General features: G+C 70.8%; 25 protein-coding genes. 14 read left to right on the top strand and 11 right to left on the bottom strand.

Annotated elements, in window-relative coordinates:
* Position 1: 1 nt before the first annotated feature.
* Positions 2-1,792 (bottom strand): type I secretion system permease/ATPase, encoded by a 1,791-nt coding sequence (locus tag VED21_RS04445; RefSeq protein ID WP_324881113.1) that lies wholly within the window; start codon positions 1,790-1,792, stop codon positions 2-4.
* Positions 1,793-1,980: 188 nt separating this feature from the next.
* Here VED21_RS04445 and hutH point away from each other — a divergent pair, with 188 nt between their 5' ends.
* Entirely contained in the window at positions 1,981-3,516 is a 1,536-nt protein-coding gene (gene hutH / locus VED21_RS04440; RefSeq protein WP_324881112.1) for a histidine ammonia-lyase, read from the top strand.
* On the opposite strand, the gene VED21_RS04435 is transcribed toward hutH, so the two are convergent.
* From VED21_RS04435 to VED21_RS04420, 4 genes are all read right to left on the bottom strand, one after another.
* Entirely contained in the window at positions 3,513-3,965 is a 453-nt protein-coding gene (locus VED21_RS04435) for a PaaI family thioesterase (protein ID WP_324881111.1), read from the bottom strand. The genes hutH and VED21_RS04435 overlap by 4 nt on opposite strands.
* Positions 3,966-4,097: 132 nt before the next feature.
* Positions 4,098-5,375, bottom strand: a complete 1,278-nt coding sequence (gene eno, locus VED21_RS04430; protein ID WP_324881110.1) for a phosphopyruvate hydratase — start codon at positions 5,373-5,375, stop codon at positions 4,098-4,100.
* Positions 5,376-5,511: 136 nt separating this feature from the next.
* A complete protein-coding gene (kdsA, locus tag VED21_RS04425; RefSeq protein ID WP_324881109.1) occupies positions 5,512-6,342 on the bottom strand; it encodes a 3-deoxy-8-phosphooctulonate synthase in 831 nt (276 codons plus the stop codon).
* 99 nt (positions 6,343-6,441) lie between these two features.
* Complete coding sequence (locus tag VED21_RS04420) at positions 6,442-7,137, bottom strand: dienelactone hydrolase family protein (protein ID WP_324881108.1); 696 nt, start codon at positions 7,135-7,137, stop codon at positions 6,442-6,444.
* Positions 7,138-7,287: 150 nt separating this feature from the next.
* On the opposite strand from VED21_RS04420, the gene VED21_RS04415 reads away from it, so the two are divergent.
* Both VED21_RS04415 and VED21_RS04410 read left to right on the top strand, forming a co-directional pair.
* Positions 7,288-7,842 carry a GNAT family N-acetyltransferase gene (locus VED21_RS04415; protein WP_324881107.1) on the top strand — a complete coding sequence of 185 codons (555 nt, stop codon included), beginning with the start codon at positions 7,288-7,290 and terminating at the stop codon, positions 7,840-7,842.
* Between the two features lie 151 nt (positions 7,843-7,993).
* Entirely contained in the window at positions 7,994-8,545 is a 552-nt protein-coding gene (locus VED21_RS04410; protein ID WP_324881106.1) for a carbonic anhydrase, read from the top strand.
* Between the two features lie 63 nt (positions 8,546-8,608).
* On the opposite strand, the gene VED21_RS04405 is transcribed toward VED21_RS04410, so the two are convergent.
* The 3 genes from VED21_RS04405 to tpiA form a co-directional block, all read right to left on the bottom strand.
* A complete protein-coding gene (locus VED21_RS04405) occupies positions 8,609-10,237 on the bottom strand; it encodes a CTP synthase (RefSeq protein ID WP_324881105.1) in 1,629 nt (542 codons plus the stop codon).
* 119 nt (positions 10,238-10,356) lie between these two features.
* Entirely contained in the window at positions 10,357-10,680 is a 324-nt protein-coding gene (secG, locus tag VED21_RS04400; RefSeq protein WP_324881104.1) for a preprotein translocase subunit SecG, read from the bottom strand.
* A 129-nt stretch (positions 10,681-10,809) separates the two neighbouring features.
* On the bottom strand, positions 10,810-11,565 hold the full coding sequence (gene tpiA, locus VED21_RS04395; protein WP_324881103.1) for a triose-phosphate isomerase: 756 nt from the start codon (positions 11,563-11,565) through the stop codon (positions 10,810-10,812).
* A 180-nt stretch (positions 11,566-11,745) separates the two neighbouring features.
* Between tpiA and VED21_RS04390 the strand changes: the two genes are divergently transcribed.
* The 4 genes from VED21_RS04390 (at position 11,746) to VED21_RS04375 (ending at position 16,632) form a co-directional block, all read left to right on the top strand.
* Entirely contained in the window at positions 11,746-12,291 is a 546-nt protein-coding gene (locus VED21_RS04390; RefSeq protein WP_324881102.1) for a Uma2 family endonuclease, read from the top strand.
* Positions 12,292-12,385: 94 nt separating this feature from the next.
* Positions 12,386-14,272 (top strand): SurA N-terminal domain-containing protein, encoded by a 1,887-nt coding sequence (locus VED21_RS04385; protein WP_324881101.1) that lies wholly within the window; start codon positions 12,386-12,388, stop codon positions 14,270-14,272.
* A gap of 34 nt (positions 14,273-14,306) precedes the next feature.
* Positions 14,307-15,818, top strand: a complete 1,512-nt coding sequence (gene trpE / locus VED21_RS04380) for an anthranilate synthase component I (protein ID WP_324881100.1) — start codon at positions 14,307-14,309, stop codon at positions 15,816-15,818.
* A 1-nt stretch (position 15,819) separates the two neighbouring features.
* Complete coding sequence (locus tag VED21_RS04375; RefSeq protein ID WP_324881099.1) at positions 15,820-16,632, top strand: hypothetical protein; 813 nt, start codon at positions 15,820-15,822, stop codon at positions 16,630-16,632.
* A 9-nt stretch (positions 16,633-16,641) separates the two neighbouring features.
* On the opposite strand, the gene VED21_RS04370 is transcribed toward VED21_RS04375, so the two are convergent.
* The gene (locus tag VED21_RS04370) at positions 16,642-16,842 is read right to left on the bottom strand and encodes a heavy-metal-associated domain-containing protein (protein ID WP_324881098.1); all 201 of its coding nucleotides are present in this window, start codon (positions 16,840-16,842) and stop codon (positions 16,642-16,644) included.
* A 30-nt stretch (positions 16,843-16,872) separates the two neighbouring features.
* Positions 16,873-17,934, bottom strand: coding sequence for a divergent polysaccharide deacetylase family protein (locus VED21_RS04365; RefSeq protein WP_324881097.1), 1,062 nt, complete (start codon positions 17,932-17,934; stop codon positions 16,873-16,875).
* Between the two features lie 195 nt (positions 17,935-18,129).
* Between VED21_RS04365 and VED21_RS04360 the strand changes: the two genes are divergently transcribed.
* The 7 genes from VED21_RS04360 (at position 18,130) to lexA (ending at position 23,656) form a co-directional block, all read left to right on the top strand.
* Positions 18,130-18,720 carry an aminodeoxychorismate/anthranilate synthase component II gene (locus tag VED21_RS04360; RefSeq protein WP_324881096.1) on the top strand — a complete coding sequence of 197 codons (591 nt, stop codon included), beginning with the start codon at positions 18,130-18,132 and terminating at the stop codon, positions 18,718-18,720.
* The gene (gene trpD, locus VED21_RS04355; protein ID WP_324881095.1) at positions 18,717-19,766 is read left to right on the top strand and encodes an anthranilate phosphoribosyltransferase; all 1,050 of its coding nucleotides are present in this window, start codon (positions 18,717-18,719) and stop codon (positions 19,764-19,766) included. The genes VED21_RS04360 and trpD overlap by 4 nt, the downstream gene beginning before the upstream one ends.
* Entirely contained in the window at positions 19,763-20,557 is a 795-nt protein-coding gene (trpC, locus tag VED21_RS04350) for an indole-3-glycerol phosphate synthase TrpC (protein WP_324881094.1), read from the top strand. Before trpD ends, trpC begins: the two co-directional genes overlap by 4 nt.
* A gap of 9 nt (positions 20,558-20,566) precedes the next feature.
* Positions 20,567-21,040: a GNAT family N-acetyltransferase gene (locus tag VED21_RS04345; RefSeq protein ID WP_324881093.1), complete on the top strand. Its 474-nt coding sequence runs from the start codon at positions 20,567-20,569 to the stop codon at positions 21,038-21,040.
* On the top strand, positions 21,037-21,519 hold the full coding sequence (gene moaC / locus VED21_RS04340; protein WP_324881092.1) for a cyclic pyranopterin monophosphate synthase MoaC: 483 nt from the start codon (positions 21,037-21,039) through the stop codon (positions 21,517-21,519). The genes VED21_RS04345 and moaC overlap by 4 nt, the downstream gene beginning before the upstream one ends.
* Positions 21,516-22,742, top strand: a complete 1,227-nt coding sequence (gene glp, locus VED21_RS04335; RefSeq protein WP_324881091.1) for a gephyrin-like molybdotransferase Glp — start codon at positions 21,516-21,518, stop codon at positions 22,740-22,742. The genes moaC and glp overlap by 4 nt, the downstream gene beginning before the upstream one ends.
* A 182-nt stretch (positions 22,743-22,924) precedes the next feature.
* Positions 22,925-23,656: a transcriptional repressor LexA gene (gene lexA / locus VED21_RS04330; RefSeq protein WP_324881090.1), complete on the top strand. Its 732-nt coding sequence runs from the start codon at positions 22,925-22,927 to the stop codon at positions 23,654-23,656.
* A gap of 29 nt (positions 23,657-23,685) precedes the next feature.
* Here lexA and VED21_RS04325 read toward each other — a convergent pair whose 3' ends face one another.
* Positions 23,686-25,845 (bottom strand): ComEC/Rec2 family competence protein, encoded by a 2,160-nt coding sequence (locus tag VED21_RS04325; RefSeq protein WP_324881089.1) that lies wholly within the window; start codon positions 25,843-25,845, stop codon positions 23,686-23,688.
* Positions 25,846-25,917: the final 72 nt, after the last annotated feature.

The raw sequence follows: 25,917 nt of genomic DNA, 5'->3' as shown, positions 1-25,917 counted from the left end.
CTTACTCGACCGCCGGGGCGGCGGTGGCGCCGCCGACGCTGCGCATGCGGCCCCAGGAGGCGGCGGGCACCGCGGCTTCGCCCTGCCCATGGGGCTGGGCCGGCTGCGCCTGCTGGGCGCGGTTGGGAACGTCGTGCACCATGCCGTTCTGCAGGATGTACGTCTTATCGGACGCGTCCACGAACACCGGCATGTAGCTCAGCACGATGGTGGTGGTGCCGCGCTGCTTGGCCTCGGCGATGAAGCGGCGCACGGCGGCGATGCCCTGCTCGTCCAGGCCGGCGGCCGGCTCGTCCAGCACCATCAGGACCGGCTCGCCGAACCCGGCGCGGGCAAGCGCGATCAGGCGGGCGGTGGCGCCGGTGATCGGGTTGGCCGGGTCGTTGACCTCGGTCTCGTAGCCCATGGGCAGGCTCTCGATCCACTCGTGGATGCCCGCGCGCTTGGCGGCGGCGATGACCAGGCTGTCGTCCTCGACCTCCTGGAAGCGGGCGATGTTCTCGGCGATCGTGCCGGGGAACAGGTCGGAGCGCTGCGGCAGGAAGCCGATGCCCTTCATCGGGTCCTTCGGCGTCAGGGCGGAGACGGCGAGGCCGCCCAGGCGCAGGGTGCCGGCGCTGGGCGCCTGCACGCCGGCCAGCAGACGCGCCAGCACCGACTTGCCCGAGCGGTTGGCGCCCAGCACGCAGATGGTCTGGCCCGGCTCCACCGTCAGGGTGACGGCGCGCAGGATCGGCTTCTGGTCGCGCGGGCTGACGAACAGGACGTTCTCGGCGGTCAGGCGCTCCGGTTCGATGTTGACACCGCCGCGCACCGGCTCCCGCGACACGCGCTTGATCAGGGCCGACAGGCGGCGCCAGGACTCGACCGTCTTCAGCATCTGCGTCCAGGCACCCATGGTCTGCTCGATCGGACCCATGCCACGGGCGACCAGCATCGAGGTGGCGATCATGCCGCCGAAGGACAGCTGCTGCTCGATGACCAGCCAGGCGCCCACGCCGGTGACGGCGACCTGCAGAAGGTAGCGGATCCACTTGGTGACGGCGGCGATGGAGGCGCCGCGCTCGGCCGCCTGGGCGCTCAGCGCCGAGGTGGTCAGGGTGTCGCGCACCACCATGTCGACGGCGGCCGGACCCATGCGGAGCGCGCGGACGGTGTCGGCCCGCGTGGTTACCGCATCGAACAGGCGCTGGGCGCGGGACGCCGGCTGCTTGGCGTCGTCGCTCATGCCCTTCACCGCCCAGTGACCGAATAGGCCCAGCGCCGTCAGCAGCACCATGCTGCCCAGCATCAGGCCGCCCAGCACCGGGTGGATCAGCCAGATGCCGACGACGTAGATCGGTGTCCACGGCAGGTCCAGCAGCGCGGCGAAGGTCGGGCGCGACAGGGCGGCCTTCACCTCCATCATGTCGCCCAGCGGCGTCATGTCGGGGCGGCCGCGGGCGGCGCTCTCGACGACCTCGCCGCTGAAGCGGCGGCGCCACGCCACCTCGATGGCGTTGCCGGCGCGGGTCAGCAGGCGGGTGCGCACCACCTCCATGACGCCGATCATCGACAGCGCCAGGACGGTGATCAGCGTCAGCATGATCAGCGTGTCGATGTTGCCGGACGGGATGGCCCGGCTGAACACCTGCAGGGAATACAGCGGCACGCTCAGCATCAGGACGTTGATGGCCGCGCTGAACACGAACGAGCCCAACAGGATCCGGCCGAAGTAACGGCTGCCGAATTCGGGGCGTCCGTCGCCGTTGGCGGCGCTGTTGATCGACGTGCGTCGGTTCAGGGGTGGCATGGATCTTCCTCCAGTCGTCACCTTGTTTCGCCGGAACCCGTGCGGATCTGGCACGCCGATAGGGCGGCTTTCATGGTAAACGACATATTAAATTTAGCCGACATCACGTTAATGCCACGGAGACTTGCCCCTTTGCGTCACAGCCGGGCGCACCTCATCTTTGAGGAAGGCGACACCCGGAGGTGCCCATGACCGCGACGTTCACCCTCGATCCCGGCCGGCTCACCCTGGCCGACCTGCGCCGCATCGCGCGGTCCGCGCCCCGGCTGGAACTGGATGCCGCCTGCCGGCCTGCCATTGCGGCGTCGGCGCGCACCGTGGCACAGGCGGCGGCGGGGGAGCGGCCGGTGTACGGCGTGAACACCGGGTTCGGCCTGCTGGCGAAGCGCCGCATCCCGCCGGACAAGGTGCGCGAGTTGCAACGGCGGCTGGTGCTGTCGCACAGCGCCGGGACGGGGCCGGACCTGCCGGCGGCGGCGGTGCGGCTGATCCTGGCGCTGAAGGCCAACGCGCTGGCGCGCGGCCATTCCGGCATCAGGCCGGAGGTCATCGACGCGCTGCTGGCGCTTTACAACCACGGCGTGCTGCCGGTGGTGCCGGCCAAGGGCTCGGTCGGTGCGTCGGGCGATCTGGCGCCGCTGGCGCACCTCACGGGCGTGCTGATCGGCGAAGGCGAGGCCGACGTCGGCGGCGAGCGCCTGCCGGCGGCCGACGCCCTGGCGCGCGCCGGCTTGGCGCCGATGGAACTGGAGGCAAAGGAAGGGTTGGCGCTGCTCAACGGCACGCAGGTGTCCACCGCGCTGGCACTGCTCGGCCTGTTCGCGGCGGAGGACGCGTTCGCGGCAGCCTTGGTGGCGGGATCGCTCAGCGTCGACGCGGCGCTGGGCAGCGACGGGCCGTTCGACGCGCGCATCCACGCCCTGCGCGGCCAGCCTGGGCAGGCGGACGTCGCCGCCGTTTACCGCCGCCTGCTCCAGGGCAGCGGCATCCGCGAGTCCCACCGCGGCGACCACGGCACGGTGCAGGACCCCTACAGCCTGCGCTGCCAGCCGCAGGTGATGGGCGCCGTGCTCGACCACCTGCGCTTCGCGGCGGGCGTGCTGGAGCGCGAGGCCAACGCCGTGTCCGACAACCCGCTGGTCTTCGCCGACACCGGCGAGATCCTGTCCGGCGGCAACTTCCATGCCGAGCCCGTCGCCATGGCCGCCGACGTTCTGGCGCTGGCCATCGCCGAGACGGGATCGCGGTCGGAGCGGCGCACGGCGCTGCTGATGGACGCCAACCTGTCCGGCCTGCCGCCGTTCCTGGTGCGCGAGGGCGGGCTGGACAGCGGCTTCATGATCGCCCAGGTCACCGCCGCGGCGCTCGCCAGCGAGAACAAGCAGATGGCCCACCCCGCCAGCGTCGACAGCCTGCCGACCTCCGCCAACCAGGAGGACCACGTCAGCATGGCGACGCACGCCGCCCGCCGCCTGTCCGACATGGCCGACAACCTTGCCGGCATCCTCGCCATCGAACTGCTGGCGGCGGCCCAGGGCATCGGCCTGCGGGCACCCCTGGAGACCAGCCCGGCCCTGCGCGAGGCCATGGCCCTGCTGCGCGCCCGCGTGCCCTTCGCCGAGCACGACCGCCGCATGGCGCCGGACATCGCGGCGGCGAAGGACCTGGTCAGCGCCGGGGCGTTCCTGGGGATGGCCGGAGAGGGATTGCTGCCGAGCCTTTAGGAATCCGCCGTATCCGCAAGGCACATCATCGTCGCCAGCATCAGCGCGATGGAGCGCTCCACGCCGTCCTTGTCCACCGCGAACACCTCCGACCGCACGACCGTCAGCGTGCGGCCGGACTTCTCCACCCGGCCGCGGGCCAGGAAGCGCTCCCCGGCGGCCGGTGCCAGCAGGTTGATCTTGAACTCCGCCGTCAGCACCGAGGAGCCCGCCGGGAACAGGCTGAACGCCGCGTAGCCCGCCGCCGAATCGGCCAGCGTCGTTGTGACGCCCGCGTGCAGGTAACCGTGCTGCTGGCACAGGTCGCGGCGGTAGCCCATGCCCAGGGTGCACACGCCCGGAGCCAACTCCACAATCTCGGCGCCGATGGTGTTCATCATCGTCTGCCGGGCGAAGCTGTCGCGCACGCGGGCCTCGAAATCCGGGTCCCTGGGCTTGAAGGCGGTCATCGGCGTCCCTCCCGTTTCTTGAACCATACGCAAGCGTATGGCAGGAGGATCGCCCTGTCAATCGTCCGGTCCACGAACGAAAAAAGCGAGGGGCCGGAGCCCCTCGCCTTCCCGTCCGACAAAGGTGCCGGATCAGCCCTTCAGGATGCCGCGGCCGGCGAAGCGGGCGGCGGTGCCCAGCTGCTCCTCGATGCGGATCAGCTGGTTGTACTTGGCCAGACGGTCCGAACGGCTCAGCGAGCCGGTCTTGATCTGCCCGCAGTTGGTGGCGACCGCCAGATCGGCGATGGTCGAATCCTCGGTCTCGCCCGAACGGTGCGACAGCACGGCCGTGTAGCCGGCCTTGTGCGCCATGTCGACGGCTTCCAGCGTCTCCGACAGGGTACCGATCTGGTTGACCTTCACCAGGATGGAGTTGGCCACACCCTTCTTGATGCCGTCGGCCAGACGCTTGGGGTTGGTGACGAACAGGTCGTCGCCGACCAGCTGCACCTTGTTGCCGATGGCGTCGGTCAGCGCCTTCCAGCCCTCCCAGTCGTCCTCGGACATGCCGTCCTCGATCGAGATGATCGGATAGCGGCCGACGAGGTCGGACCAGTACTTCACCATCTGGTCGGGGGTCAGCGACTTGCCCTCGCCCTCCAGCTCGTACCTGCCGTTCTTGAAGAACTCGGTCGAGGCGGCGTCGAGCGCCAGCATGACGTCGTCGCCCGGCTTGTAGCCGGCCGCCTCGATGGCCTTCATCACGAAGCCCAGCGCCTCGTCGGTGGAAGCGAGGTTCGGGGCGAAGCCGCCCTCATCGCCGACGTTGGTGTTGTGGCCGGCGTCCTTCAGCTTCTTCTTCAGCGACTGGAAGATCTCCGCACCCATGCGGATGGCGTCGGCACCGGTGGCCGCACCCACCGGCATGATCATGAATTCCTGGATGTCGATCGGGTTGTCGGCGTGTGCGCCGCCGTTGATGATGTTCATCATCGGAACGGGGAGCAGCGAGGCGAAGGCGCCGCCCACGTAGCGGTAGAGCGGCAGCGCCGCCTCTTCCGCCGAGGCCTTGGCGACGGCCAGCGACACGCCCAGGATGGCGTTGGCGCCCAGGCGGGCCTTATTGGGGGTGCCGTCCAGTTCGATCATCGCCATGTCGATGGCGCGCTGGCTGGCGGCGTCCAGGCCCGACAGCGCGTCGAAGATCTCGCCGTTGACCGACTCGACCGCCTTCTGGACGCCCTTGCCGCCGTAGCGGGACTTGTCGCCGTCACGCAGCTCGACGGCCTCGTGCGCGCCGGTCGAGGCGCCCGAGGGAACGGCCGCGCGGCCGAACGCGCCGGACTCCAGCGTGACGTCGACCTCGACGGTCGGGTTGCCGCGGCTGTCCAGAATTTCGCGGGCGTGAATGTCGGTGATGGCGCTCATCGTGCTAGTTCCTCCGCATTTCGGGCGCGTTTCGGGCGCGGGGGGACTGATAGCCCCTGTGACCTTGCGTGGCAAGGGGCGGATGGCGCCTCTTTCGGCATGCCTCCTTGGCTGAAAGCCAATGTCGGACCTTTCGTCACAGCCCCTTGGCCAGCCGGTCGAACGCCTGCAGCCGCGCCAGCAGGGCCGGCATCTCCTTGATGGGGATCATGTTCGGGCCGTCGGATGGCGCGTTGTCGGGGTCCTGGTGCGTCTCCATGAACACGGCGGCCACGCCCACCGCGATGGCCGCGCGCGCCAGCACCGGCACGAACTCCCGCTGGCCGCCCGAGGTGGTGCCCTGCCCGCCGGGCTGCTGCACGGAATGGGTGGCGTCGAACACCACTGGGAAGCCGGTCTCCGCCATGATCGGCAATGCCCGCATGTCGCTGACCAGCGTGTTGTAGCCGAAGCTGGCGCCGCGCTCGCACAGCATGACCCGCTCGTTGCCGGCGGCCACCAGCTTGGCGGCCACGTTCTTCATGTCCCAGGGGGCGAGGAACTGGCCCTTCTTGACGTTCACCGCCCGCCCCGTCTGCGCGGCGGCGACCAGCAGGTCGGTCTGCCGGCACAGGAAGGCGGGGATCTGCAGAACGTCCACCACCTCGGCCACCGCCGCGCAGTGGTGCGTCTCGTGCACGTCGGTCAGCACGGGGCAGCCGAACCGCTCCTTCACCTCGGCGAAGATCGGCAACGCCTTGTCCAGCCCCAGGCCACGCGCGGTGTGGATGGAGGTGCGGTTGGCCTTGTCGAAGGAGGACTTGTAGATCAGCCCGATGCCCAGCTTGCCGCACGCCTCGCTCAGCGCCGCCGCCATCTCCAGCGCGTGCTCGCGGCTCTCCATCTGGCAGGGGCCGGCGATCAGCGCGAACGGCCGGTCGTTGGCGATGGAAATGCTGCCGATCTGGACGGTCTTCGGGGTGGTCATGGGCGCTGCTCCTGACAGGACTTGCGAGAGGGCGCCGCCCTCTCGCACTCTCCCGGCAAGGGCCGGGGGCCCTTGCATCCCAGAAAATGGGGGGCGGGGTCAACCGAGATGCTGTTTGAAGAAGGCGCTCGTGCGGCCGTTGGCCAGGTCGGCGGCAGCCTTGTCGTAATGCTCGCCGCCGGGACGGGCGAAGGCGTGGTCGGCGCCCGCGTAGACGTGCAGCGCCACGTGCGGGTTGCCCGAAAGGCCGGCGGTGAGCTTCTGCAAAACCTCCGGCGTGGCGAACTTGTCCTTCTCCGCCACGTGCATCAGCAGCGGCTTGGTGATGTTGCCCGCCTCGCCCAGCAGCGCGTCCAGCCCGACGCCGTAGTAGCTGACGTTGCAGTCGGCGTCGGAGCGCATGGCCATCATGAACGCCAGCCGCCCGCCCAGGCAGTAGCCGACCGTGCCCACCTTCCCTGTGCAGTCCTGGCCGCCGCGCAGCCACGCCAGCGCCGCCTTCAGGTCCTCCACCGCCTTGTCCTGGTCCATGCCCTTCATCAGGGCGAAGGCCCGGTTCCACTCGTCCTGCGTCTTGTCGGTGAGCTGGATGCCCGGTTCCTGCCGCCAGAACAGGTCCGGGCAGACGGCGACGTAGCCCTGCGCCGCAAGGTCGTCGCACACGCCGCGCATCACCGCGTTGACGCCGAAGATCTCCTGGATGACGACGACGCCCGGCGCCGGCAGCGTGGCCGGCTTGGCGACGTAGGCGGAGAACGCGCCGCCGTCGGCGGCCGTGATGGTCACCTCGCCCATGTCTCTTCCCTCTCGTAAATTCGGGGCCGTGGCCCGGCCCTCGCTCGCGCATCGCCACGAAAGGTGGGACGCCGCGATCACACGGCAATGGCGCCGGCGCGCGAGACGCGCTACGCACGTCGCCGTACACCAACGAGCGGAGACGATCGCGTGACCGAGCCCGTCCTGGAAACCCCGCGCCTGATCCTGCGCCTTCCCGTCCGGGACGATTTCGACGCCTGGGCCGATTTCATGGCCGATGCGGAGGCCGCCCGCTTCCTGGGCGGCGCGCAGCCCCGCGCCATCGCCTTCCGCACCTTCCTGTCCATGGCCGGATCGTGGCGGATCCTGGGCTTCTCCATGTTCTCGGTGATCGAAAAGGCCACCGGGCGCTGGGTCGGCCGCCTCGGCCCCTGGATGCCGGAAGGCTGGCCCGGCACCGAGGTCGGATGGGGCATCGCGCGCGAGCATTGGGGCAAGGGCTATGCCACCGAAGGTGCCGCCGCGACCATCGACTGGGCGTTCGACGCCCTCGGCTGGACCGAGGTGATCCACACCATCGATCCGGCCAACACCGCGTCGCAGATGGTGGCCCAAAAGCTCGGCTCCACACTGCGCGGCCCCGGCCGCCTGCCGCCGCCGCACGAAAACGCCCCCGTCGAGGTGTGGGGCCAGACGCGCGAGCGATGGCGGGCCCGGCGCGAGAGTGGCGCGGAAGGCCGTTAACCGCAGGAAAAATCCGGCTTCCCGGCCGCGTCACATTACCGTTTCATCATGCGGTTACTGGAACTTCATTTCCAGAAACGCGGAGTATTGGCATTTTTTAAACGTTCAGCGGCTATGCTTGCGCATCATTTGCATGCAAAGCGAGGCGCCGATGCATCACGATCACGCTGACTGTTCTTGCCACGACCGCCAGACCACCGGCGATCGCCGCACCTTCCTGAAACTCGCCGCGCTGGGCGGCGGCGCCATGCTGCTCAGCGCCACGCCGCTGCGTCACGCGGCCGCGGCCGGCAACGTGGAGGCGCTGCTGCTCTCCTGCATGGATTACCGGCTGGTCGACGACGTGGTCCGCTACATGGACGGCCGCGGCCTGAACAACAACTACGACCACGTGATCCTGGCCGGCGCCGGCCTGGGCGCCCTGACCGAGAAGGAACCCGCCTGGGGCGAGACCTTCTTCAAGCACGTGGAGGTCGCCAAGGCCCTGCACGGCATCAAGAAGGTGATCGTGATGGATCACCGCGACTGCGGCGCCTACAAGGTCTTCCTGGGCCAGGACCTGAAGGGCGACCCGGCCAAGGAGACCGCCGTGCACGCCGAGATCCTGGGCAAACTCGGCATGAAGATCCGCGAGAAGCACCCCGACCTGGGCGTCGAGCTGCTGCTGATGGCGCTGGACGGCAGCGTCGAGAAGATCGCCTGAAGCAAGCAAAAAGGCGCCGTCCTCCCATGGGGAGGACGGCGCCTTTCGATTCCCAGACGATTCTCAGACCAGCCGGCTCTGCTCGATCGCCGCCTTGATGAACGACGTGAACAGCGGGTGCGGGTCGAACGGCTTCGACTTCAGCTCCGGATGGAACTGCACGCCGATAAACCAGGGATGGTCGGGGATCTCGACGATCTCCGGCAGCTCACCGTCCGGCGACAGGCCGGAGAACAGCATGCCGCACTTCTCCAGCCGGTCCTTGTAGTAGACGTTCACCTCGTAACGGTGGCGGTGCCGCTCGGAGATGGCCGTCGCGCCGTAGATGTCCGCGACCTTCGAATCGGGCAGCAGGCGCGCCGGGTAGGCGCCCAGGCGCATGGTGCCGCCGAGGTCGCCGGCCTCCGACCGCTTCTCCAGCTGGTTGCCGCGCAGCCATTCGGTCAGCAGGCCGACCACCGGGTTGCCGGGCTTGCCCAGCTCGGTGGAGCCGGCGTCGACGATGCCGGCCAGATTGCGCGCCGCCTCGATCACCGCCATCTGCATGCCGAAGCAGATGCCGAAGTACGGCACCTTGCGCTCGCGCGCGAACTTGGCCGCCTCGATCTTGCCCTCGGTGCCGCGCGACCCGAAGCCGCCCGGCACCAGGATGCCGTGCACGCCTTCCAGGCGCTGGACGGCCCCGTCGGTCTCGAAGATCTCCGAATCGATCCAGTCCAGCTTGACCTTGACGTTGTTGGCGATGCCGCCGTGCGACAGGGCCTCGGCCAGCGACTTGTAGCTGTCGAGCAGGCTTGTGTACTTGCCGACCACGGCGATGGTCACCTCGCCCTGCGGCTTGCGCACGCGCTCGACGATGGTGCTCCAGCGCGACAGGTCCGGCTCGCCCGCGGTGGGCAGGCCGAAATAGGCCAGCACCTGCGTGTCGAACCCTTCCTCGTGGTAGCTGATCGGCACCTGATAGATGTTGTCGACGTCCAGCGCGGCGATGACGCGCTCGGGCCGGATGTTGCAGAACAGCGCGATCTTGCGGCGCTCGTTCTCCGGAATCGGCCGGTCGGCGCGGCACAGCAGGATGTTGGCCTGGATGCCCACGCCCAGCAGTTCCTTGACTGAGTGCTGGGTCGGCTTGGTCTTCAGCTCGCCGGCGGTGGGGATGTAGGGCAGCAGCGTCAGGTGGACGAACAGCGCGCGCTCCGGCCCCACCTCGTTGCCGAACTGGCGGATGGCTTCCAGGAAGGGCAGCGACTCGATGTCGCCGACGGTGCCGCCGATCTCGCAGAGGATGAAGTCCTCGTCGTCCGTGTCGGCGCCGATGAACTCCTTGATCTGGTCGGTGACGTGCGGGATCACCTGGACGGTGGCGCCCAGGTAGTCGCCGCGCCGCTCCTTGGCGATGACGTTCGAATAGATGCGGCCCGTGGTGATGTTGTCGCCCTTGCGCGCGGCCACGCCGGTGAAGCGCTCGTAATGGCCGAGGTCGAGGTCGGTCTCGGCACCGTCGTCGGTGACGTAGACCTCGCCGTGCTGGTACGGGCTCATGGTGCCCGGGTCGACGTTCAGGTAGGGGTCGAGCTTGCGCAGCCGGACCTTGTAGCCGCGCGCCTGCAACAGCGCCCCCAGCGCCGCCGACGCCAGGCCCTTGCCCAGCGAGGAGACGACGCCACCGGTGATGAAGATGTACCGAGTCATGATCGTCCGAAGACCCTGAACTTGAAACCGTTGGACCGATTAGGCTCTGCCTTAAAGGAAAGAGGCGGCTTGGAAGGGCCGCCTCTCCTCACTCCGTCTGCCGACGCTGGAGCCTCCGCCTACTGGGCGACCGGCGGCGCCGGAGAGGCCGGGGCGGCGGGGGCCTGCTGCTGCACGGGCTGCGCCGGGATCGTGTCGATGATCGACGTCGGCTTGCCCGTGGCGCCGGCCATGATGGCGAGCACGATGCTGGTCACCATGAAGCAGCCCGCCAGGATCGCCGTGGTGCGCGTCAGCAGGTTGGCGGTGCCGCGCGCGGTCATCATGCCGCCCATGGTGCCGCCGCCGATGCCGAGCCCGCCGCCCTCCGACTTCTGGATCAGGATGACGCCGACCAGCGCGAGCGCGATCAGCAGGTGAATGACCAGAATCACCGCGTGCATGAACCGTGTTCCTCAGAATTCCCGCAGCGGAGGGGCAGCCCCCTCCCAAACCGATAGCGCGCCGCGGACCCGTGTGACGTGGCCCGCGGCGCGCAGCCCCACTGTTTTAGCGCGCCCGGCGCGGGGATGCTAGCGGCAACTCGTGGCGATGGCCCAGAAATCGTCCGCCACCAGCGACGCCCCGCCGACCAGCGCGCCGTCGACGTTCTCCGTCGCCATCAGCTCCGCCGCGTTGGACGGCTTCACCGAACCGCCGTAGAGGACGCGCATCTTGTCGGCGTCCGGGAACCGCTTGGCCAGCTCGCCACGGATGAAGGCGTGCATGGCGGCCACGTCGTCCGGCGTGGCGGTCTTGCCGGTGCCGATGGCCCACACCGGCTCGTACGCGACGACGGTGTTCTCGGCCGTCGTGCCCTCCGGCAGCGAGCCGGCGAGCTGGCTGCCGACCACGTCGGTCTGCGTGCCGGCGTCGCGCTGCGCCTCCGTCTCGCCGACGCAGACGATGGCGATCAGGCCTTCCTTGTGCGCGGCGACGGTCTTGGCGTTCACCACCGCGTCGGATTCGCCGTGGTCGGCGCGCCGCTCGGAATGGCCGAGGATGACGTAGGCGCAGCCGGCGTCCTTCAGCATCACCGGGCTGACATCGCCGGTGTGCGCACCCTTCTGCTTGGCATGGCAGTCCTGGGCGCCCAGCGCCACGCCGCTGCCCTTGACCGCGTCGCCGACCGGGAACAGCAGCGGGAACGGCGGGCACACCAGCATGTCGAACGGCACGGCGCCCGCACCCTTCACCCGCCCCGCGAGGTCCGAGGCCAGCGCGAGGCCATCGGCCTTCAGCCCGTTCATCTTCCAGTTCCCGGCGATCAGCTTGCGGCGTGCGGCCATGGCTTGCGGTCCCTCCCGAGGGCGATTGCGTGAAATTCGAATGTGGCGCCTTCTAGCAGGGGTGCGGGCGATTTTCCAGACGGGCGGAGGGGTGGGCAGCCGGTAGCCCTCGTGGCGCAACTTGTGAGCGCCCCGGCTGCCCGGTATGTTGATGTCTGATCACGCGGCCCGGAGGCACGCATGTCCGATCGTATGACACGGGAAATCTACCGGCGCTGGCTGGAGGAGCAGCCGGACGGCGCGCACTTCGAACGCGTGGCCGGCGAACCCGTCGCCATGGCGCCGGAACGGGCCGCCCACGCCCGCCTCAAAGCCCGGGTCTGGCAGGCGCTCGACACCGAGATCCGCCGCCTCGGCCTGCCCTGCGAGGCCCTGCCGGACGGCATGACCGTGGAGATCGACGACGACACCGACTATGAGCCCGACGCGGTCGTGAACTGCGGCCCGCCGCTGCCCGACGACGCCGTCGCCGCTGCGAATCCGGTCATCGTTGTCGAGGTCCTCTCGCCCAGCACCCGCGCCCGCGATGCCGGGGCCAAGCTGGAGGACTATTTCCGCCTGCCCGGCCTCATGCACTACCTCCTGGTGAAGACGGAGCGCCCGGCCGTCATCCACCACCGCCGCGATGCCGACGGCACCATCCACACCAGCATCCACGCCGCCGGAACGCTCACGCTCGACCCGCCGGGGATCGCGCTGGACGTGGACGCGCTGTACCGCCGCTGAATCGGGCAAATCGGCGGTTGCCGCGCCCCCATGGCCTTTCTATGATGCGCGGCCCGGCCCCAAGGGGGCCTGATCGCTGCGCATTTCGGGTGCCATGCTCCAGTTCATCCGCTCCTTCGCCGGTTCGTGGGTCGTCAAGATCCTGTTCGTCCTGCTCATCGCCAGCTTTGCCGTCTGGGGCATCGGCGACGTGGTCCGCCAAGGCGGCACGTCGAACACGATGATCGAGGTCGGGCCGGTCGAGGTCGGCCGCAACGAGGTGGACCAGGAGTTCCGCCGCCAGATGGAGCGGCTGCGCCCGCTGTTCGGCGGCACGCTCACGGTCGATCAGGCGCGCCAGTTCGGCGTGCTGGACCAAGCGATATCCACGCTGGTGCAGCGCAGCCTGTACGACCTCGCCGCCAAGGACGCCGGCCTGTCGGTGGGCGTTGAGACGGTGCGCCAGCGCATCGCCGAGGAACCCGCCTTCCGCGACCAGCAGGGCCGCTTCAACGCCACGCTGTTCCAGCAGATCCTGCGCCAGAACGGCCTGAGCGAGGACGGCTACGTGCAGATCCTGCGCCGCGAGATCGCGCGCGAGATGGTGTCCGGCGCCGTCGGCGGCGGCGCCGTGGCGCCCAAGCCGCTGGTGGACGAGCTGTTCCGCTTCCGCCAGGAAAAGCGCGTGGCCGAGGTGATCACCATCCCCAACGCCAGCGTCGGCGACGTCGGCACGCCCGACGATGCCGCCGTCCAGCGCTATTACGAGGACCATCAGGTCCGCTTCACCGCCCCGGAATACCGCACGCTGACGGTTCTCCAGATGTCCGCCGACGACCTCGCCAAGGACGTCACGGTCACCGACGAGCAGCTCCGCGCCGCCTTCGACGAGCGCAACGAGGAGTTCACCACGCCCGAGCGACGCAGCGTGCAGATGGTCGTCGTCGACGCCGAGGATAAGGCCAAGCAGATCGCCGACGCCGCGCGCGGCGGCCAGAGCCTCGCCGACGCCGCCAAGGCCGCCGGGACCGAGCCGCTGACCCTCGACTCCATCACCGCGCAGGAGTTGCCGGAGATCGGCCCGGCCGTCTTCGCCCTGCCCCAGGGCCAGGCCAGCGCGCCGATCAAGAGCGGCCTGGGCTGGCACGTGGCCGTGGTCACCGCCGTGCAGCCGGGCGCCCACAAGAGCTTCGAGGAGGTGCGCGAGCCGCTGCTCGCCCAGCTCAAGCGCGAGAAGGCCGCCGACCGCCTGTACGAGGTGTCGAACCGCCTGGACGACGCGCTGGCCGGCGGCGCCACGCTGACCGAGGTCGCTCAGGGCCAGGGCCTGAAGACCGTCTCCATCCCGTCGGTCGACAGCACCGGCAAGGCCCCGGACGGCAGCGCCGTCACCGGCGTCGCCAATGTGGCCGAGGTGGTGAAGACCGCCTTCGGCCTCGCCCAGGGCCGCACCTCCAACGTCGTCGAGACGGCGGACAACCGCTTCTTCGCGGTGCACGTCGACGGCGTCACCCCCGCCGCCGTCCGCCCGCTGGCCGAGGTGAAGGCCGATGTGGTCGCCGGCTGGCAGGAGGAGGAGCGCGCCGCGCGCGCCGCCGCTAAGGCCAAGGAAGTGGCCGAGAAGCTGAAGGCCGGCAACGAGGGCGGCGCCCAGGATCTGGCCGCCAAGGCCGGCGGCAGCTTCGCCATGACTGCCCCCTTCACCCGCGACGCCCGCGCGGTGGAAGGCCTGTCGGCCGACCTCGTCCGCCAGCTGTTCGCCGCCAAGCCGGAGGACGTGGTCACCGGTGCGGCCGGCGACAAGCAGATCGTCGCCCGCCTGAAGGAGGTCATCCCCGCCGATCCGGCCGCCCCCGACGCGCCGCTCGCCGCCGTCGAGGACTCGGTCCACCGGGGTGTCGAGGGCGACATCATGACCCAGTTCGCCGAGGCGCTGCGCCAGCAGTATCCGGTGGAGGTGCACCGCGCCCTCATCGACCAGATGTACCCCGTCAACCAGTAAGCCCGCCAACAAGCCGCCAGCCGGAGTCGCCGCCGTGAAGGTCCTGCCCGAATCCCCCGCCTTCGATTCCGCCTACGAGGCAGGCCGGCCGCAGGTGGTCTGGACCACGCTGGTGAGCGACCTGGAGACGCCGGTCTCCGCCTACCTCAAGCTGGCCGACGGACGGCCGTTCGGCTTCCTGCTGGAGTCGGCGGAGCGCGGCGCCGGGTCGCGCCGCGACCGCTATTCGGTGATCGGCTTCAAGCCGGACGTCGTCTGGCGCTGCCGCCGCGACGGTTCGGAGATCAACCGCCGCGCGCTGTTCGACGCCAACGCGTACGAGCCGTGCGACGGCGCGCCGCTGGAGGTGATGCGGGCGCTGATCAACGAGAGCCGCATCGACCTGCCGGCCGAGCTGCCGCCGATGGCCGCCGGCCTGTTCGGCTACCTCAGCTACGACATGGTCCGGCTAATGGAGCGGCTGCCGGACGACAACCCGGACGAGCTGGGCATCCCCGACGCCATCCTGACGCGCCCGTCGCTGGTCGCCATCTTCGACAGCGTCACGGATTCGGTCATGCTGGTGACGCCGGTGTGGCCGGAGGCCGGCGTGTCGGCCGAGGCCGCCTATGGGCGTGCGTGCGAGCGCCTCGCCGACGCCGTCGCCGACCTGGAGCGCCCGCTGCCCTACCGCCGCGAGCCGCGCACGGAGGCCGGCCTGCCGCTGGCCTGGACCTCCAACACCACGCGCGAGGAGTATCACGCGATGGTGGAGCGGGCGAAGGAGTACATCCGCGCCGGCGACATCTTCCAGTGCGTGCCGTCCCAGCGCATCCGCATCCCGTTCAAGCTGTCGCCGCTGGCGCTGTACCGCACGCTGCGCCGCCTGAACCCGTCGCCGTTCCTCTTCCACCTGGACTTCGGCGAGCTGTCGATCGTCGGCTCCAGCCCGGAGATCCTGGTGCGCGTGCGCGACGGCAAGGTGACCATCCGCCCCATCGCCGGCACCCGCAAGCGCGGCGCCACGCCGGAGGAGGACCAAGCGCTGGCCGACGACCTGCTGAGCGATCCGAAGGAGTTGGCCGAGCACCTGATGCTGCTGGACCTCGGCCGCAACGACGTGGGGCGCGTCGCCAAGATCGGCACCGTCAAGGTGACGCAGAAGATGATCGTGGAGCTGTACAGCCACGTCATGCACATCGTCTCCAACGTCGAGGGCGAACTGGACCCGAAGTACGACGCGCTGGACGCGCTGGTCGCAGGCTTCCCCGCCGGCACGGTGTCGGGCGCGCCGAAGGTCCGCGCCATGGAGATCATCGACGAGCTGGAGAAGGCCCGGCGCGGCGTCTACGCCGGCTGCGTCGGCTACTTCGGCGCCTCGGGCGCCATGGACACCTGCATCGCGCTGCGCACGGCCGTGCTGAAGGACGGCACCATGTACGTCCAGGCCGGCGGCGGCGTGGTCGCCGACAGCGACCCCGAGGCCGAGTACCAGGAGACCGTCAACAAGGCCAAGGCGCTGATCCGCGCCGCCGAGGAAACGGTAAAGGCGGCGGCGCGGGCCTGACGTGCCGCCTGACGTCGCACCGCCCGACGCCGTCTGGCTGGCCCTGCTGGTCAAGGTGCTGGGCGCGGCGCTGGTCGTCGTGCTGGCGTCCGTCGTCGCCGAGAAGGCGGGGCCGTTCTTCGGTGGCGTCATCGCCACCCTGCCCGTCTCCACCGGTCCGGCCTACGTCATCCTGGCGGTCGAGCACGACGACCGCTTCATCGCCGCCACGGCGCTCTCCAGCCTCGCCAGCAACGCGGCGATGATCACCTTCCTGGTGCTGCTGGTCCGCTTCGCCCCCCACCGTTCCCTGGCGGTCACGCTGGGCGTCGCCTCGGCCGTGTGGATCGCGCTGGCCGCCGCCCTGCAGGCGGTGGCGGACTGGACGGTGTGGACGGCGGTGCCGCTCGTGCTGGCCTTCTACGCCCTCGCCTTCCCTCTGGTGCGCCGGCCGATCCCGGAGCTGAGGAAGACCGCCGCCCCGGCGCGCTGGTACGACATGCCGCTGCGCGCCCTGCTGGTCGGCGTGCTGGTGGCGACGGTGACGTCGCTGAGCCGCGCCATCGGCCCGGCGGCGACGGGCATCGGCGCCATCTATCCGATCGCGCTGTCCAGTCTGGTGGTGATCCTGCACCTGCGCCTGGGCGGGGCGGCGGTGGCCGCGGCGATGCGCAGCGCGCTGATCACCAACCCCGGCTTCTTCCTGTGCATCCTCACCCTGCACCTGCTGGCCGAGTCCGCCGGCCGCGCCTGGGCGCTGACCGCCGCGCTGGCCGTGTCGCTGGCCTGGGCGCTGGGCGTGCTGGTGTGGAAGCGGAAGAAGCCGGCGCTGTAACGCCCTCGCTTATGCAGCCCCCTTGAAGTCGAACCCGGCGCCTTCGACCGCCGCCTTCACCTTATCGGCCGGCGCGCCGTCCACGGACACGACACCCGCCGGCAGGTCGACGGTCACCGCAGCGCCGGGTGCGGCCTTGGTGATGGCGTTGGTGACGGAGCGCACGCAGCCGCCGCAGGTCATCCCATCCACCTTGTACTTCTCAGCCATGATCCGATCCCTTCTTGGTCGTTGAACACGTCAGCAGGAACAGCGGGCGCGCACGACGGCGCTGACGGGCACCAGCGTGAAGCCGCGCTTCTTCACGTCGGGCAGCCACGCCGCCAGCGCCTCCAGCGTGGCGTCGTGCGGGTGGCCGATGGCGATGGCGAAGCCCTGACGGCGCGCCACCACCTCCGTCTTAGCGAGTTGGGCGCGCACCGCGGCCACGCTCTGCACGTTGTCCAGGAAGATGTCGCGCCCGGCGTGCGGCATGCGCATCTCCTGGGCCAGCACCATTCCGGCGCTGTTCGGCGTCGTGCGGCTGTCGATCCACAGCAGGCCGCGCCGCTGGATCTCGCCCAGCACCGGCGCCATGGCCGCGCGGTCGGCGGTGAAGCGGCTGCCCATGTGGTTGTTGATGCCGACGTAGCCGTCGAAGCTCGCCAACGCCTGGGCGACGCGCCGCTGGATCTCCGCCCGGTCCAGGCGCGTCAACAGCGCGTCCGGGCCGGGGTCGGCGTGCACGCTGGGCTCCATGGGCAGGTGCAGCAGCAGCTCGTGCCCGGCGGCCTGCGCGGCGCGGGTCTGCTCGCGCAGCTGCTCGGCGTAGGGCAGCCACGCCAGCGTCAGCGGGCCGGGCAGCTTCACCGTGCGGGCCGAGCGCTTGCGGTCCACGCCCAGGTCGTCGATGACGACGGCGATCGCCGGCGCGCCCTGCGGCACCGCGAACGGCAAGGCGTTCCTGCGCCACAGCGGCAGGGCCCCCGGCGCCGCCGGCACGGGCGGGGGCAGCAGCGCCGCCTGCACGGGTGCCGGCGGCGGCGGGGCGGGCGGTGCCGGCGGCGGGGCGACCTCCACCTCCTCGACCGGCATCCCCGGCTCCGGTTCGGTGACCGGCGGCAGGTCCACCACGGCGGGCGGCGTCGGCGGCGCAGGCATGCTGGCCGCGACCGGCGTCACCGCCTTGGCCGGCGCTGTCCGGCCACTCAACAGCGTGCCGCCGACGGCCACGCCGAACACCACCGCCACGGCGCCCAGCGCCAGCAGGAACGGAGTCGCGGTCAGCCGCTTGCCGGCCGGACGGGCGCGTCGGCGGGCCATCAGGCGGGCTCCGGGCGATGGGCGGCGATGCCGGCGGTCATGGGCTGTACGGTCTCCTGGGGGCGTCGGGGAGGGTGGCACCGGCCGCCGCTTGCTGCAACAGAGTCCTTGCACGTCCCGCGAGGCTGGAAATCCGCACCCCGGCCGGTTAGGGTAGGCCCCTTCGGGAACGATGCCGGAACGCCGGTGGCCTCTATGCTGCTCCTCATCGATAACTACGACAGTTTCACGTACAATCTCGTCCATTACCTGGGCGAGCTGGGCGCCGACGTGGTCGTCCGGCGCAACGACGCGCTGACGGTGGAGGAGGCGCTGGCGTTGCGGCCCGACGGCATCCTGCTGTCGCCCGGCCCCTGCGACCCGGACAAGGCCGGCATCTGCCTGCCCCTCATCGACGCCGCCGCCAAGGTGCGGCTGCCACTGATGGGCGTGTGCCTGGGGCATCAGGCCATCGGCCAGGCGTTCGGCGGCGACGTGGTGCGCGCCCCGGTGCCGATGCACGGCAAGGTCGACAGCATGTTCCACCAGGGCAAGGGTGTCCTGAAGGGCCTGCCCTCGCCGTTCCGCGCCACCCGCTACCACTCGCTGATCGTCGAGCGCGCGACGCTGCCCTCCTGCCTGGAGGTGACGGGCGAGACGGCCGACGGCCTGATCATGGCGCTGGCCCACCGCGAGCTGCCGATCCACGGCGTGCAGTTCCACCCGGAGAGCATCGAGAGCGAGCACGGCCACACCATCCTGCAGAACTTTCTCTCGCTGACCCGCCGGCTGGAGACCGTGGCATGAGCGCACCGCACGGCGACATCACCGACATGAAGGCCATCCTCGCCAAGGTGGCCGCCGGCAACGCGCTGACCGAGCCGGAGGCGGAGTTCGCCTTCGACATCATCATGTCCGGCAACGCCACGCCGTCGCAGATGGGCGGCTTCCTGATGGCGCTGCGCGTGCGCGGCGAGACGGTGGAGGAGATCACCGGCGGTGCCCGCATCATGCGGGCCAAGGCCCTGCCGATCGAGGCGCCGCCCGGCACCATCGACACCTGCGGCACCGGCGGTGACGGCGCCGGCACCTTCAACATCTCCACGGCCGCGGCCCTGATCGCCGCCGCCTGCGGGGTGCCGGTGGCCAAGCACGGCAACCGCGCGCTGTCGTCGAAGTCGGGTGCGGCGGACGTGCTGGCCGCCGTCGGCGTCAACCTCGACTGCGACATGGCGCTGGTGAAGAAGGCCCTGTGGGAGGCGAAGTTCGGCTTCCTGATGGCGCCGCGCCACCACCTCGCCATGCGCAACGTCGGCCCGACCCGCGTGGAGCTGGGCACGCGCACCATCTTCAACCTGCTGGGCCCGCTGTCCAACCCGGCCGGCGCCAAGCGCCAGCTGCTGGGCGTCTTCGCCAAGCAGTGGGTGGAGCCGCTGGCGCACGTGCTGAAGCGTCTGGGGTCCGAGTCCGCCTGGGTGGTGCACGGCGCCGACGGGCTGGACGAGATCACCACCACCGGCCCGACCACCGTCGCTCAGCTGAAGGACGGCGAGGTCACTGTGTTCGAGGTGCACCCGGAGGAGGCCGGCATCTTCCTGGCCCGGCCGGAGCACCTGAAGGGCGGCGACGGCGCCCACAATGCCGAGGCGCTGCGCGCCTTGTTCGACGGTGTGCCCGGCGCCTACCGCGACATCGTGCTGCTGAACGCGGCCGCCGCGCTGATCGTCGCCGGGCAGGCGAATGACCTTAAGCAGGGTGTCGAGATCGCCCGCCATGCCATTGATTCCGGGGCGGCGCGCACGGTCCTGCACCGCCTCGTTACCATCACCCACGAGACGGTGCCGGCCGAATGAGTGACGTTCTGGCAAAGATCTGCGCCGACAAGCGCGCCCACGTCGCCGCCCGCAAGGCCGCCCGTCCCTTCGCCGAGGTCGAGGCCGCCGCCCGCGCCGCGTCGCCGCCGCGCGGCTTCATCGCCGCGCTGCGCCGCACGGTGGCCGCCGGCCGCTACGGCCTGATCGCCGAAATCAAGAAGGCCAGCCCATCCAAGGGCCTGATCCGCGCCGACTTCGACCCGCCCACGCTGGCCCGCGCCTACGCCGCCGGCGGCGCCACCTGCCTGTCGGTGCTGACCGACGAGCCGTACTTCCAGGGCAAGGACGAATACCTCGTCGCCGCCCGCGCCGCCGTCGACCTGCCGGTGCTGCGCAAGGATTTCATGCTCGACGTCTATCAGGTGGCCGAGGCCCGCGCGCTGGGTGCCGACTGCATCCTGCTGATCATGGCCGCCCTCGACGACGCCCAGGCGGCCGAGCTGGAGGCGGCCGCCGGCGACTACGGTCTGGACGTGCTGGTCGAGGTGCACGACGCGCCGGAGATGGAGCGCGCGCTTAAACTGAAGACGCCGCTCCTGGGCGTGAACAACCGCAATCTCAAGACCTTGGCGGTCGATCTTGCGACCACGGTGGAGCTGTCGGCCGGCGTGCCCGCCGACCGCATGCTGGTCGCCGAGAGCGGCCTGAACACCCCCGCCGACCTCGCCCGCATGGCCGCCGTGGGCGCCAAGTGCTTCCTGGTCGGCGAATCCCTGATGCGCCAGGACGACGTCACCGCCGCGACCAAGGCATTGTTGGCGCCGGCCTGAGGACGCTGCATGTCCGACGTCACGGTCAGCCTCGAGGACCCACGCCAGCCTGAGGTGATCGCGCTGATCGCCAACCTGGACGCGCACCTCGACGCGCTCTATCCGCCGGAGGAGAACTATCTCCTCGACGTGGAGACGCTGGCGGCCGATGACATCCGTTTCTTCGTCGCCCGCCGCGACGGGGCGGCGCTCGGCTGCGGCGCGTTGCGCCTCGACGCCGGCTACGGCGAGGTGAAACGCATGTACGTGCGGCCCGAGGCGCGGGGCGCCGGCATCGGCCGCCGCGTCCTGGAGCGGCTGGAGGCGGAAGCGCGGGCGCTCGGCCTGCCGGTCCTGCGCCTGGAGACCGGCGTCGCGCAGCCGGAGGCCATCCGCCTCTACGCCGCCGCCGGCTTCGCCGAACGCGGCCCGTTCGGCGACTACCCGCCGCTGGAGCGCAGCGTGTTCATGGAAAAAATCCTTGTGGAAGAGGGAGTTCGATGAGCGGCTTCACCCATTTCGACAGCGAGGGGCGCGCCGTGATGGTCGACGTCTCCGACAAGGACGAGACGGAGCGCACGGCCACCGCGCGCGGTTCGGTGATCATGCAGCCGGAGACGCTGACGCTGATCATGGAGGGCGGCGTCAAGAAGGGCGACGTGCTGTCGGTGGCGCGGCTGGCCGGCATCATGGGCGCCAAGCGCACGCCGGACCTGATCCCGCTCTGCCACCCGCTGGCGCTCACCTCGGTCAAGGTCGACCTGACCTGCGATCCCGACCGCAACGCCGTGGACGTCACCGCCACCTGCAAGCTGAAGGGCCGCACCGGCGTGGAGATGGAGGCGCTGACCGCCGTCTCCGTCGCCGCGCTGACCGTCTACGACATGTGCAAGGCGGTGGACCGCGGCATGACCATCACCGGCGTGCAGCTGGTCCACAAGGCCGGCGGCAAGAGCGGCGAGTGGGCGGTGCCGGCCGCATGATCTCCGTCGCTGAGGCGCTCGCCCGCATGCTGACCCACTGCCCGCCGCTGCCGGCGGAGACGGTCGGGCTGCACGAAGCGCTCGGGCGCGTGCTGGCGGAACCGGTGGTATCGCGGCTGACCCAGCCGCCGTTCGCGTCCTCCTCCATGGACGGCTGGGCCGTCCGCGCCGCCGACCTCGCGGGGGCCTCCGACGCATCGCCCGTCACGCTGCGCCCGATCGGCGAATCCGCCGCCGGGCATGCCTTCTCCGGCACCGTCGGCCCCGGACAGGCGGTGCGCATCTTCACCGGCGCCCCCCTGCCCGACGGCGCGGACGCCGTGGTGATGCAGGAGGACGTGGCGGCCGACGGCGACGCCGTCCGCATCCCGGTCGCGCCGAAGCCCGGCAAGTTCGTGCGCCCCGCGGGCCTGGACTTCCAGGCGGGCGAGGCGGTGCTGCCGGCCGGCCGGCGCCTGACCGCGCGCGACGTCGGGCTGGCCGCCGCCGCCAACGTGCCGTGGCTGCGCGTGCACCGCCGGCCGCGCGTCGCGGTGCTGCCCACCGGCGACGAGATCCGCCTGCCCGGCGAGCCGCTGGGTCCCAGCCAGATCGTCAGCTCCAACGCCTTCTTCCTGTCGGCGCTGGTGGCGGCGGAAGGCGGCGTGCCGCATTTCCTCGGCGTGGCCGGCGACACGCCGGAGGCGCTGGCGGAGATGGCCAGGGGTGCCGCCGGCTGCGACCTGCTGGTCACCTCCGGTGGTGCCTCGGAGGGCGATCACGACCACGTGCGGGACGTGCTGGGCGGCGACCTCGACTTCCACCGCATCGCCATGCGGCCGGGGAAGGCGGTGATGTTCGGCCGCATGGACGCCGCCATGGGCGCCGGCCGGCTGCTGGGTCTGCCCGGCAACCCGGTGTCGTCGGCCGTGGCCGCCGTGCTGTTCCTCAAGCCCTTGTTGCGAGCACTCCAGGGTCTTCCGGCGGACGAGCCGACCCGCGCCGCCCGACTCGACGGCGCCCTGCCCGCCTGCGACGACCGCGCCGACTACGTGCGCGCCACGCTGACGCCCGTCGCCGGAGGGGATCCGGCGGTCACACCCTTCCCGCGCCAGGACAGCGCGATGATGTCGCGCATGGCGAAGGCCGACGCGCTGATCGTCCGCCCGCCGCACGCGCCGCCCGCCCGGCCGGGCGACGGGGTGGAGATCATTCCCCTGTCCGGCGGCTGCCTTTCGGTCTGAGCGGTCTTTTGGTCCGGGCGGTCTTTTGGTCCCGAGCGGTCTTTTTGATCTCGAGTCCTGCCGAAATTTCCACGCCGATCCGCAAAGCCGGCGCTTGACGGAAGCCCAGAACCAAACTAGAACAAGCTGCAAGCGTTTTGCTTTTGTTCCAGATCTAGTACGGCGACCGCCGGGAGGCACAAATGCTCACTCGCAAGCAGCACGAGCTGTTGCTCTTCATCCACGAGCGGCTGGGCCAGGGTGGCGTGTCGCCCTCCTTCGACGAGATGAAGGACGCGCTGGGCCTGAAGTCGAAGTCAGGCATCCACCGCCTGATCACCGGCCTGGAGGAGCGCGGATTCATCCGCCGCCTGCCGCACCGCGCCCGGGCGCTGGAGGTGGTCAAACTGCCCGAAGGCCTCGAAGCGGCCCGTGGCAGCGGCGCGGGCCGGCCGGCCCGCGCCAAGTTCCAGCCGAACGTCATCAAGGGCGACTTTTCCGGCGCCCTGTCTGGACGCGACGTGTCCGGCCGCGAGCTCCATGCGGCGGCGGAGACGGTGCAGCTTCCCCTCTACGGCCGCATCGCCGCCGGCACGCCGATCGAGGCGTTGCGCGACAACTCCAACACCGTGGATATCCCGGCCAGCATGCTGACGACCGGCGAACACTACGCGCTGGAAGTGGCGGGCGACTCGATGGTCGAGGCCGGCATCCTCGACGGCGACACGGTGGTCATCCAGCGCTGCGAGACGGCCGAGAACGGCACCATCGTGGTGGCCCTGGTGGACGATGGCGAGGTGACGCTGAAGCGCCTGCGCCGCAAGGGCAACACCATCGCGCTGGAGCCCGCCAACGCCGCCTACGAGACACGCATCTTCGGCGCCGACCGCGTGCGCGTGCAGGGCAAGCTGGTGGGGCTTTTCCGCAAGTATTGAGCGGGCGCGGCCCGGCGCCGCGCCTTCCCTCACGGCACCGTCCATGGCCGGCTACCGCGCCATGCCCGAACGCTCTCCGCGCGCACGCCACCCGGTCCCACGTCCGGTCCCAGGTACAGCGCGTGCGCGCCGTCCCGGCGCAACGTCCAGACATCGATCACCAGGGGTGCCCGGCAGCGCCGCGCCCCTTCGGTCGTGCTGATCACCACGTCCACCCCGCCGCAGTCCTCCGCCAGCGCCTCCGCCTGCCGGATCACCGCGACCGTCCGCCCGCCGGCCCGGTAAACGCACCCCAGCGCGTCGCAGGCCAGCCGGCCGTCGACGCTGCGGCCCGCCTTCGGCCACGGCTCGTCGGCGTCGGTGCGTCCGTCGCGGTGCGCCCACATCCGCGCCGTCAGCTTCGCCGCGTTCGCCGTCGACGGGCTGAGCCCGCCATCCGCCGTGCGCACCGCCACCAGCCGCCCATCGCCGGAGACCAGCACGTCCGGCCGCTCGGCGAAGACCGGGCTGACCAGGCCCGCCGCGACGCCGGCCAGACCGAACAGCCGCCAGCGCCCGGACCACAGGCACAGCCACAGCCCGCCGCCGGTGACGGCGACCAGGCCCCACACTGGCATCGCCGGCACGATGGCGGTGGCCCCGGGCAGGTCGCTGACCGCCTTCGCGGTCCAGATCACGCCGGTCACGCCCCAGCCCATGGCCGTGACCGCCGGCCCTTCCCAGCCCAGCGGCATCAGCAGGTAGACGATCAAACTCCACGGCATGACCCAGAAGGAGGTCAGCGGCACCGCCACCATGTTGGCGAACACACCGTAGAAGGCGATCTGCTGGAAGTGGAACAGCGAGAACGGCGTGGTGGCCAGCGTGGCGACGACGCTGGTCGACGCCAGCCCGCCCAGGTACAGCGCGGCCCGGCCCAGCCAGCCAGCACCCGTGTGCCAGCGCACGATGTGCGGGTTCAGCACCTCGTACGCGGCGATCAGCGCCAGCACGGCACCGAACGACATCTGGAAGCTCGGCCCCACCAGTTCGTCCGGCCCCACGAGCAGCGCCACCACCGCAGCGAAGGCGATCAGCCGCACGCTGAGCGCGCTGCGGTCCACAACGATGGCCAGCAGCACCACGCCCGTCATCAGCACCGACCGCAGCGTCGGCACCGGCGCGCCCACCAGCATTGTGTAGGCCACCGCCGCCAGCAGCCCGGCGACGGCGGCGATCTTCTTGATCGGCCAGCGCAGCGCCACCGGTTCCACCAGCGCCAGCAGCGCCCGCACCACGCCGAACACCAGCATGGCCACAACCGTGATGTGCAGCCCGGAGATGGAGAGCAGGTGCGCCAGCCCGCTGTTGCGCATGTCGGCCATCACCTCCTCGCCAATGCCCGTCTGCTGGCCGTTGAGCAAGGCCACGGTGACCGCCGCCGCCGGTTCCGGCAGCACGGCATGGACGCGCGCGGCGATGGTCTGCCGCAGCCCCTCCAGGAACACGGCGAAGGCCCGCCAGCCGGTCGCCGACGGCGCCTGCACCACCTCGGGCGCGGTCAGCGCCGTGCCGACGGCGCCGATGCGGTCGAAGAAGGCGTGCCGTTGGAAATCGTAGGCACCCGGCTCGGCCGGCGCCGGTGGCGGGTGCAGCAGCGCCTTCGCGCGCACCATGGCGCCGGCCGGCGGCACCGGCAGCCCGTCGCGCAGCCGCAGGCGCACGCGCGCCGGCGTCTTGCCCGCATCCAGCCGCTCCACGGCCAGATCCGTCAGCACGATGCGGCTGCCCTGCGCCAGCGCCTCGACGCCGACCACCCGCCCGGTGACCGCCACCGGCCCGATCTCCTTGCGCAGGACCGGCGCCTCGACCAGCGCCGTGCGCAACTGCGCCGCCGCGAATCCCACCGCCACGCTGAGCAGCGCCAAGGCAACCGCGAGCACGCCCAGCCACCGCCGTCCGATCCACGCGGCGACCGCGCACGCCGCCGCCGCGACCGCGCCGATCCACCCCGCCGGTTCCATGGGCTGCGCGAAGTAGGCGGCGATGCCCAGGCCGATGCCGGCCGGCACCCACAGCGCCCAGCGCTCGCGCTCCGCCAGCAGCCGGTCGGCAAACCACCCCAGCGCGCGGACGAGCGCGCCCGGCGGCCGCGGCGGTGCCGCGCCTTCCTCGAAACCGTCGCCATCGAAGACGATGCGCTCGCTCATGCCGCACGATACGCCGAACCGCGTGGTCCTGCACTTTTTCGGACGGTCCACTGCAAGGGGACTCCCCCACCC

It is taken from the genome of Azospirillum sp. (genome assembly GCF_035627195.1).
In the GTDB taxonomy this organism is placed as follows: Bacteria; Pseudomonadota; Alphaproteobacteria; order Azospirillales; family Azospirillaceae; genus Azospirillum.
Note: the sequence above shows the minus strand (reverse complement) of the source record. Positions and strands in the feature narration are given on the sequence as shown.